This window comes from Bacillus cereus group sp. MYBK95-2, assembly GCF_051915225.1.
Taxonomy (GTDB): Bacteria; Bacillota; Bacilli; order Bacillales; family Bacillaceae_G; genus Bacillus_A; species Bacillus_A cereus.
Genome location: NZ_JBQAEH010000019.1, coordinates 26,503 through 37,263 on the forward strand (window position 1 = coordinate 26,503; position 10,761 = coordinate 37,263).

Consider the following 10,761-nt stretch of genomic DNA (forward strand, 5'->3'; position numbering starts at 1 on the left):
TTCTTAGGTATTATTTAAAAATCGAACATACAATACGTCATTTATTTATGATACGGTTCACAAGCACTTCCTCAAAATTTGATGCATTTCTAAATATCTTCCTACTTCTTTGGCTACGAGGGTCACCATACATATCCAGCAACTTAGGGATGTGTGACGAGATCCCTTACACTATAAAATTAATTACTATTTTCATATCTTTCATTAAATGTGATTTGTAGCATACATCTACCACAATTTGATCCATAAATTTTCCCTTTTTGCAAGATTAGTGATTTGGGCCATAACCTTGCCACTTTGGCAAAGTTATGGTTCCTTTTATTCGTGGCAAATTTATTGTTCAAAAAAAGACTCTACTTTCTTATGCGAAAAATGCACCTCAATTGTTAGAGATATCAACAATTGAGGTGCATTTCAAAATCTAGGGATTTAATTTTGTAAAACTAATAAACTATTTAACAAGATGAAGATGGTGGTATGCTTTGAGGGAAACGAAATAAATTTTCAGGGTCATACTTCGCTTTTACTTTTCGAAGTTTTTCAAAGTTCAATCCATAATATGCTTTTCCGAAATCTTCAATATTTTGATCCGGAACATTTACATAAGAACCTGTTACATATGGTCGTATCAGCTGGCGTACCCTTTCAACTGATGCCAGATTTGAAGCCTCTTCTGATTTATTTGTCCAACTAGCAGTCCATTCCGTATAAAACAATGGACTTCGCCAAAAGAAAGCTGTTTTACTGCTAGGTACTTTACTTATAGCACCACCCCAATTTATAAAAAAGAAATTGGCTTCTGTCCCAGTAGCTTCTTCTAAAAATTTTCTCATTATCGAAATAGGTTCTTCTGACCAAAGATCAAGTGCCCAAGCCGAAGAAAACTTAACACTCTGATCAGATCTACCAGGTATTGGTTCATCTGGATCTAAAAAGTCTATAGCATCCGGATAAGGTAAAGTTTCTATAACTATTTGTGTTGGGGTTCCAATATTAGTTAAAGGTTCTAATAATTCGATTGCTTCATCTTTTGAACCTAAGAAAATACCTTCAGCATGACATAATCCATTTACTTTGCTATAAATCTCGAGTAAGCATCCTAATCGTGAATCTACAAACGGCGCCCATTCTTGCCAAGCTCTAAACACGGATTCAAATTGTTCCCACGGCCAAATGATATTGAAGACGGTTGCTGTTTTAGGGGCACGACGAACTTTAAAAGTGTATTCAGTATTATATCCAAAATTACCACCTCCACCACCTCTAGAAGCCCATAGTAAATCTTCGTTGTTACAATGATCCGCTTGAAGAATTTCGCCTTTCGCATCTACCATTTCCAATGCAAGGAGGTTATCACTTATAAGACCAATCGATCGTGAAAGTACTCCAAATCCACCACCCATCGTAATTCCTCCGATTCCAACCGTTGGGCTATCTCCAAAAGGAGCCATAAAACCTTCACGAGCTAATCCTTTTACTAATGGGCCAACGTGAATTCCTGTTTGAACGGTTGCAATCGCATTTTTTTTATCTAAAGAAACTTTATTCATGTCACTCACATCAATAACAAGTCCTCCATTTACTACTGAAAGGTTCTTATCTAGAGCATGTCGACCACTTCTAACACGTAAAGGAACTTTATTCTCACGAGCCCATTTAATAGCAATACTTACATCGCCTGAATCTTGTGCAAAAACAAATACGAGAGGAAAGACATCAACATAAGGATTCCAATTTTTAACTGCTTCTAAATAACCTGGATCTCCTTTGAAGATTACTCGTCCTGTTAACTGTGTTGACCCCATATATTCCACTCCCTATAAAAAGTAAATTATAAATCTTATTTAGCAACGGCACCAAATTACGGGATTAAATCAGATATCAAACATAATGGAAATAACTCAAATCGTATGGATTTTTCAGTCATATCTCAGGAGTAATTTTCAGTTTTAGAATATTCTCTAAGTAATACTTGTGGACATCAGAGATGTAAAGATTAATAATTTATGCCCTTATTACTTAAAAATTTTCATTGCTACAGCCCCTATTATTTATATATGAGTAAAGAGTTACTATTATTAAAGGAATTGTTGAATCCATTATTGGTGTAGAATATTTTTTACAATTTTAAGGGTAAGTTAGGGGCGTATCATTAGAGAAATATACGAGCTTACAATGTGATATAGATAAGTACATTTGGGATGTACTTACAGTGCTAACAAATAGTGAGGGCAAATAAAAAAGTGTTAGCAAGTTTGCAAACGAACTTGCTAACACCAATATGAATTAGACATAAAATGCCGCTGATATGTCACATTTAAAAATAGGTTGAATCCATTAAAAAATACTGAGATGAACTACTACTATTTTTCGGGGCAAGTTTATGAGTTAAAAAAAGATTTATGGCAATGTTATGCTTCAAATATTACAAGAATGTTCTCTAAAAACAATGCTTTCTGGCAATATTATAGTTCAAATAACAAAGAATACGAAAATGGATACTAAATGTTACAAGTAATATAAAAAATTATAAAATCAATACACTTCACAAAAATCAGATAATTTTCATATAAAAATTATAGAATTTATTATATACTTGAAACAATACATATAGAGTTACCTACCAAATCGTATCCTCCGAAGTAATTAGGTATTATAAAGTGGTCTCCTTTTTTAAAGAAATAGTGCTCACCTTCTTTAATTAACTCACCTTCCCCCTGTATTACACTAACAAGAAGGAAGGCCTTTTGTTGTTCCAAACTAGTTAATCCATCTAACTCCCATTTTGACACTGAAAAATATGGACATTTTATAAAGTTAGTTATACTCAAATCATCTACTTTTTCATGTTTAACCGTTAACTGATTCGATATAAATGGGGCTTCTATTACATCAATGCTCCTTTCAAAATGCAGCTCACGTAAATTCCCTTCTGAATCTCTTCTATCATAATCATACAATCTATAGGTTGTATCAGAGTTTTGCTGTGTTTCTAATACTAAAATCCCTTTACCAATTGCATGGACAGTTCCACTCGGCACATAGAAAAAATCTCCAGGTTTCACCTTCACACGATGTAACAGTTGGTTCCACTCTTTTTGTTCAATCATAGCCATGAATTCTTCTTTTGTTTTCGCATGATGCCCATATATAATTTCTGCGTCTTTAGTGGAATCGATTACATACCAGCATTCTGTTTTTCCTAGTTCTCCATTTTCATGTACTCTGGCATACTCATCGTTGGGATGAACTTGAACAGATAGGTCCTGATTGGCATCTAAAATTTTTGTAAGAAGAGGGAAACGGTCTCCCTCAATATTACCAAACAAATCTCGATGTTCTTCCCACAATTCCCTTAAAGATAACCCTTTATATTTTCCATTCTTAACAATACTTTGTCCATGTTGATGCGCTGCAAAAGCCCAACACTCTCCAGTTTGATTTGATGGAATTTCATATCCAAAAGAAGTTAAATGTGTCCCACCCCAAATTCTTTCTTTAAAAACAGGTGCAAAAAATAATGGTTCAGTCATGATTTGAATCCTCCATTCTATGCAATTTCATCTAGTAGTTTGTATGCTTCCGCTTTTGTTTGAACAGATAATAACCGCTCTCTATAACTATCATCCATTAGTTTTCGAGAAAGCATTTGAAGGATTTTTAAATGTTCATTTCCTTCATTTCCTTTTGGTACCGCAATCATAAATATTAACTTTGCTTCCGTTCCATCAAGGCTGTTCCAATCTATACCCGATTGTTTAATTCCAAATACCACGCTCGGTTTCCTAACGGCAGCTGATTTCCCATGTGGAATCGCAATGTTTATACCAATACCTGTAGTACTTTCTTGCTCACGGTTCATAATAGCCTGTTTAAATTCTGTCACTGAATGTAATGCACCTACCTGCTTTAACTTTTGAATCATTTCATCAATGATGTCATCTCGTGTTTCCCCTTTTAAGTCCGTTTCAATTAATTCTAAACTTGTAATATCTGTTAATTTTTTAATTTCTACCTTGTCTACTTGTTCGCCTCTTACTTGAGTCTCTCGTTCCAGTTGTTGCACTTCTATTGTTGCTGATACTTCTTTTATTTGTTCATTTTCTTGTTTTTCTAACTTTGAAACGTCTTTTTTCAATACATTTACTACAACAGCTGTGACGACAGAACCTACAATTACAGCTACAAAAAACATAAATACATTATCTACTGCCCCTAACACTGCAACAATTGGACCACCATGTGCCACTCTGTCTCCTACATGACCAATCATTGCAATTACAGCACCCGTCATCGAACCAGCCATTATACTCGGAATAACACGAAGTGGATCTTGTGCTGCAAAGGGAATCGCACCTTCCGTAATACCAAATAGCCCCATTGTGAATGATGCTTTACCCATTTCTCTCTCTGAATCTTGAAATTTCCCCTTACCTATGAAAGTAGCCAGTCCCATTCCAATTGGTGGTATACAAATTGCTGCAGCAATTGGACCCATAATTTCATAGTTTCCTTCTCCAATCATTGCTGAACCAAATAAGAATGCTACTTTATTGACTGGACCACCCATATCAAATGAAATCATTGCCCCTAAAATTAACGCTAAGAGAATTGAACTTGACCCTTGCATACCTGCTAACCAAGCTGTTAATGATACGAAAACTTGTGCAACAGGAGCACCAATAATAAATACAAATGCTAAGCCTACAATAAGAGAAGTAAATACCGGAATAATAATAATCGGCATAATTGGTTGAATCGCTTTTGGAACTTTTAATTTTTTGATTCCTAACGCTATGTAACCAGCTAGAAAACCAGCGATAATTCCACCAAGAAAACCAGCACCACTTTCACTTCCGTAAAAGCTTCCTGTTGCTGCAATATATCCACCAATCATCCCAGGAACAAGTCCAGGTTTATCCGCTATACTATATGCAATATATCCGGCCAGTATTGGAACCATGAACGTAAATGATGCACCACCAATTTTTTCAATGGTTTTCCAAAAAGAACCCTCTGGAATCACTAACCCCCCAGGAGTTTTTTCTCCCCCAAGTGTTAACGCAATAGCAATTAATAATCCCCCAACTACGATAAATGGAACCATAAAAGACACACCATTCATTAAATGACGATATATCGGATTTTGCTTTCTTTCCTGATGGTTACTTTCTACTATTTTTGACTGTGAATGATAAATAGGTACATTCCCGCTGATTACTTTCTGAATTAATTCTTCTGGTTTACGAATACCATCTTGCACTCCGACAACCAACAATTTTCTCCCTACAAATCTATCTTTATTTACGACTCTATCCGCAGCTATAATAATGCCGTCAGCTTCGCGAATATCTTGTTCAGTTAACTCATTTTCTACCCCTATTCCACCTTGGGTTTCAATTTTCATTTGGACCCCTAATTTATCCGCTGTTTTTTGCAAATTTTCAGCTGCCATATAGGTATGGGCAATCCCATTCGGACATGATGTAACCGCTAACAATTTCATTCTTAACCCTCCTTACACTTCTTACTAAGCGCCTACACTTACTATAAATCAATATTACGACGTCAAAAGTTTCATTTTTTACCGTAACTTCCGGAAAAATATACCTTTACCAAAGCAAACAACAGGTTATTTGATCCTCCACTCTTCGGTTAATTATGTAAAAAGGATAAAAATTTCATTACATTTGTTTCTTTCGTAAGCTTTTGAATAAAGGATGGTTGCTCACTTATAAAGGATAGTTCCTGAAACAATTGTTTCGTTACCTCTTGTCCATCACTTTTAACTGCTAGCATAAATACAAGTGATACCTTTTCTGCTCCCCAATCAATTGGTTCCTTTAATGTAGCAATTGCAATTACTGACTCTTGAATAAATCTCGGATGTCCATGAGGAATTGCAATTCCTGCCCCAATTGTTGTTGCTGACATTTTTTCTCTTATGATTGCATTTTCTGCATACTCTTTATCTACATAACCCTTACTATGCAAAGCATACGCTAATTTTTCAATTAGCTCATATGGGTGCTGTATATCCTGTTGTAAAAACACTAAAAATGGAGATGTATAATTGAACATAACAAAGTCTTTTTTTTCTTTATAACTTGGCTCATCATAATTTTGTATAAAGTCCCCTAGCTTCTTTTCTTCTGGCCCCTCTAATAATGGGGATACTACTATATGAGGAATGTTTAATTTTGAAAGAGTAGTAGTTGAAATAACGAGATCCACATCACGATGTTTCATTATATAACTTTGTAAATCAGCTTTTGAAATACAGTCCATGACATGGATATGACGAAATTTACGCTCAATTTTTGTACGTAACAACTGCGACATGCCAATGCCCATATGGCAAACAATAATTACATTTTTAGATTTTTCCTGGTGATTTAACCGTTCAACAGATGCTTCAAAGTGTAGAGTAAGATAAGCCGCTTCTTCTTCTGGAATATATATATTTAGAGATTCATTTATCTCTTCTAATACTTGTATCAATACATTAAACACATAGGGATACATTCTTTTTATATCGTGTAACATCGGATTAGAGACAGAAAGATCATAGCTTAAGCGATTCAATGCGGTATATAGATGAATCGTTAACCCTTCAATTAAAATTTTGTCTTTACTGAAATCAATTTCATACAACTGCGACATACGTTTAACTAATTGCTGTATAACCATAGAAAGAATTGGATTACTTTCAGTAAGTGTGCTATCCTGCATTGGTTTATCTTGATAACGGATTTTCCCACCTAAAATATGAGCTGTTAAATACGTAACTTCTTCTTCTGTAAAATGAACTGAAAAAACACATTCCAACTGTTTTAAAAATTCCAATGTCCATATATATTCTTTTGTTTCTTTCAGTATTTTCATTTCCTTTTCAGCATTTAAAATAGGTTGCTTAAGTTTCATTCTCCGTACCATAAGCAACGTATGTACTAATAAACTTTCAAATGTATCATCTGTAAAAAACAATGCATTTCGTTTTTGTAACGCTTTCAATTCGTTCGTAACAAATTCAACCTCATGATATTGAAATTGTTCTTTAATAAATTGATTTGTAAGATCAGAATTACGAATCAAATCTGATAATCTAGCCAATGCTCTTCTTTTTTTCTTTTCATTTCCATCAATAATAAGTCCAACTCGCTGTTTTGAAACAATGGTTAAATCAAAATGATGTAACCATTTTTCAATTCTATCTAGATCTTTTTTTATAGTCGTTCGACTGACAAAATGTTGGGATGCCATTTCCTGTGCAGTAACTGCCTTTACATTCATTAATAGGTTGTATGCAATTTGCAGAATTCTTTCTTCATCTGATTCATACTTTGTGCGATTATTAATACAATAGAGTTTATTAAACAAGTCCACCTTTTCATATTCCTTAATCTCTAAGTACACACCTAATCCCGGCTTCCTAACAAGAATCGCACTTGAATAATTCGCAAGGTGCTCCTCAATTATTTTAAAGTCATTACGAATTGTTTTTTCAGAGCAATTCACCTTATCCGCAAGGTCTTGTACTAATGAATAGTCGTTAGATTCAGATAATAGTAGAAATAAAATTTCTTTTTGTCTTGTATTCATAAATTTCACCTATCTCTTATATCTTTCTATGTTATATGCATTACTTTACAAGATACTTTTACCCTCTCTTATAACTAGCAATTTCGATTAATTATACTCACTTTCAAATTTTAGCTACCTTACGTTAAAAATTCTTATTTAGAATTAATTATTTTTTTCGATACCTCAGCATCGTTTCTATATTAAGTATCTTCAGCATCTAAGAAGACAATTAATTTCAATATACCGTAAAGTATCCCAATTAAAAGTTTAATTTATTACCAAGGCTCCGGAAAAGCTGCTTTATTTCTGTAACGAAATAAAATTAGTTAAAATTAGCTTTGGGAGCGACAATCGAAAATAGAATAACGCTTTTTTGTTGAAATTCTATAAATCCACAGGCCGAATATTTCATTTATTATAATGACACAAATTCTGATAGCAAAGTACTTGCACTATGCATACCTCATCCTTTTCTGCTTAAATACGTAAAACTCATATAACGTTAACTATTTTAATTTCCAAAGACTGTAATAATAACGAAATTCTTTAATAAAATCCTGTATTAGTAGTTTTTTTATCTACATAATTAATTTTAATCTCTCTTCTAGAATCTCCCTATCTGATTGTGATTTTGAAATTACAAGACATGTATCATTCCCACAAATACACCCTACTTTTTCTTTCCAGTCTACAGAGTCTAATAACACCCCTATAACATGTGCATTACCCGGTAAAGTTTTAATAATGGTTAATTGATTTATATAATCAATCTTTACGACAACTTCTCCCAACTTTTTCTTTAACATCATATCAGTTTGTATATTATCTCCTGTGAAGTTTTTATATATAGTTAAACCGTTTGAAGAAACTGTCTTTATTATATTTAATTCGCGAATATCTCGCGAAATAGTAGCTTGTGTTGCAATTTCCCCCTTTTTTGCTAACAGCTCTACTAACTTTTCTTGTGTATCTATTTCATGCTCTCTCACCGCTTGTTTAATTAGCCTTTGTCTTTTCTCTTTTCTCATAAAAGACGCCCCTTATATCGTTATACTTTTATTATATCTTCCTATAAATTTTATTCGAAAGAGGTAAAAGGGAATGTTGCGGAAACGTTCATAGTTTTGAGCACTTTACCCCCTTATGGGGGGTCCACCACACATCCATCAACTTAAGAAAAGTAAACACCCCAAAAACAAAAAATGAGCTGACTTCTCAAAATAACTAACTATAGAGAAAGAAAAATTTCATTTAGTGGGTACTTCAAAACCTTAGCTTGATTGCGATTGAGGCACCATATCAAAAAAGAAAATTGTGCATTTAGACATATTTTCCAACCGCTTCCTGTACGTTAAGGGACTCGTTATTTTTTTACAGTTTTTTATTATGAAATTCTAAATAACTAATTATAATAGGTGAAAAAAACGATCAATAGTTGGGGTACAGAAAGGATTCGAATTTACATTCTTTCTCAATACATATCATGGATAAATAAAGTAAAATATGGGTTGGGGCTATGTCTTATGTTGTGTTAATCCTAACAATAACTAAGGGTACATAATATGCTTTCATACCTTTGAATAATTTTGTTATAGAAGGGATGGAGATTTAACTGGCTCAAATTGTTGGTATTGATAGATACCTTTGTACTGGGGCTTTAATCTATATGCGTGAGGGCCTTTCCCTAAGTCTTTTCAGGAAGTAAGGATCCGTAAGCAAACACTTATACAATATGAATAGAGGAGAGGAATGCCTTATGAAAATACGTAGTCAAATTACATGTGCAAGTCTGGCCCTTTTAATAGCTGGAAGTTCCCTGTTATATACAACACCAACCTCAATTGTAAAAGCAGAGCCTACTCAAAATGTATCTAGTTCGTTACAAACAAATACTCAACGAGATCGTACTTCTGTCAAGCAAGCAATGCGGGATACATTGCAATTTGGATACCCCGGGATACTTGCTAAAACTTCTGAGGATGGAAAAACGTGGGGGTATGCCGCTGGAATAGCGGATCTGAGAACCAAGAAACCAATGAAAACAGATTTTCGCTTTCGCATTGGGAGTGTGACGAAGACGTTCACCGCAACAGTTGTACTTCAATTAGTTGGAGAGAATCGCCTGAAGCTAGACGACCACATCGAAGACTGGTTGCCTGGTGTCATTCAAGGAAATGGATATGATGGTAACAAGATTACTATCCGGGAGATATTGAACCATACAAGTGGTATCGCTGAATACTCAAGGTCAAAAGACGTTGATTTTACGGATACAAAAAAATCGTATACGGCTGAAGAGTTAGTGAAGATGGGGATTTCTTTTCCTCCAGACTTTGCTCCAGGAAAGGGCTGGTCTTATTCAAACACAGGATACGTATTACTGGGTATCCTTATTGAAAAAGTAACTGGGAACAGCTATGCGGAAGAGGTTGAAAATCGAATTATTGAACCACTTGAATTGTCGAATACATTCCTACCAGGCAACTCAAGTGTTATTCCAGGCACTAACCATGCCCGTGGATATGTCCAACCAGACGGAGCAAGTGAGCTAAAAGACGTTACTTATTATAACCCAAGTGCAGGTAGCTCTGCTGGAGATATGATTTCTACTGCTGACGACTTAAACAAATTTTTCTCTTACTTGCTTGGTGGCAAATTACTGAAAGAACAGCAACTAAAACAAATGCTTACTACAGTTCCTACAGGAAAAGAAGGAATCGATGGATATGGTCTTGGAATCTATGAAACTAAACTTCCAAGCGGTGTCTCGATATGGGGACACACAGGTGGCATTCTAGGGTTTACTACTCTTGTTGGAGGTAAACTTGGAGGCAAGCATACGTTGGTCGTCAATTGGAATAGTTTGGGTAGAACTGACAGTCCTAATCCTTTTAAAAAAATTTTACTTGCTGAATTTAATAAGTAGGAAAAATTTATCGTAGTTTTCATAGTTAAAAATATACTTTTCTGTTTCAAAAGCCCCAACTTATTTTCAAGAAAAATTTGGGGCTTTTTTGTTTTGATGGCGTTTATTCTCCTTAAGTTGATGGATGTGGGGTACCGCCACATCGCTATCAAGCTAAGCTCATACAACGTCAATCATAGTAGAGGTTGCTTTTTTTTCTAAAGGCTACGTGTAGGAAATTTAAAGATTTGCATATGAAATAAACCCTAACG

Annotated in this window: 6 protein-coding genes; 1 reads left to right on the top strand and 5 read right to left on the bottom strand. The window is 34.5% G+C overall.

Annotation, left to right across the window (positions count from 1 at the left end; all coding sequences use genetic code 11):
• Window positions 1-455: 455 nt before the first annotated feature.
• From ACTFN4_RS29655 to ACTFN4_RS29675, 5 genes are all read right to left on the bottom strand, one after another.
• The gene (locus tag ACTFN4_RS29655; RefSeq protein ID WP_439963280.1) at window positions 456-1,805 is read right to left on the bottom strand and encodes an FAD-binding oxidoreductase; all 1,350 of its coding nucleotides are present in this window, start codon (window positions 1,803-1,805) and stop codon (window positions 456-458) included.
• A 783-nt stretch (window positions 1,806-2,588) separates the two neighbouring features.
• Complete coding sequence (gene manA / locus ACTFN4_RS29660; RefSeq protein WP_151920288.1) at window positions 2,589-3,533, bottom strand: mannose-6-phosphate isomerase, class I; 945 nt, start codon at window positions 3,531-3,533, stop codon at window positions 2,589-2,591.
• 17 nt (window positions 3,534-3,550) lie between these two features.
• On the bottom strand, window positions 3,551-5,506 hold the full coding sequence (locus tag ACTFN4_RS29665) for a fructose-specific PTS transporter subunit EIIC (RefSeq protein WP_439963282.1): 1,956 nt from the start codon (window positions 5,504-5,506) through the stop codon (window positions 3,551-3,553).
• 149 nt (window positions 5,507-5,655) lie between these two features.
• Window positions 5,656-7,602, bottom strand: a complete 1,947-nt coding sequence (locus ACTFN4_RS29670; protein WP_439963284.1) for a BglG family transcription antiterminator — start codon at window positions 7,600-7,602, stop codon at window positions 5,656-5,658.
• A gap of 560 nt (window positions 7,603-8,162) precedes the next feature.
• Window positions 8,163-8,612, bottom strand: coding sequence for an arginine repressor (locus ACTFN4_RS29675; protein WP_341723357.1), 450 nt, complete (start codon window positions 8,610-8,612; stop codon window positions 8,163-8,165).
• A gap of 728 nt (window positions 8,613-9,340) precedes the next feature.
• Here ACTFN4_RS29675 and ACTFN4_RS29680 point away from each other — a divergent pair.
• The gene (locus ACTFN4_RS29680; RefSeq protein WP_439963286.1) at window positions 9,341-10,510 is read left to right on the top strand and encodes a serine hydrolase domain-containing protein; all 1,170 of its coding nucleotides are present in this window, start codon (window positions 9,341-9,343) and stop codon (window positions 10,508-10,510) included.
• The last annotated feature ends 251 nt before the right edge of the window (window positions 10,511-10,761 follow it).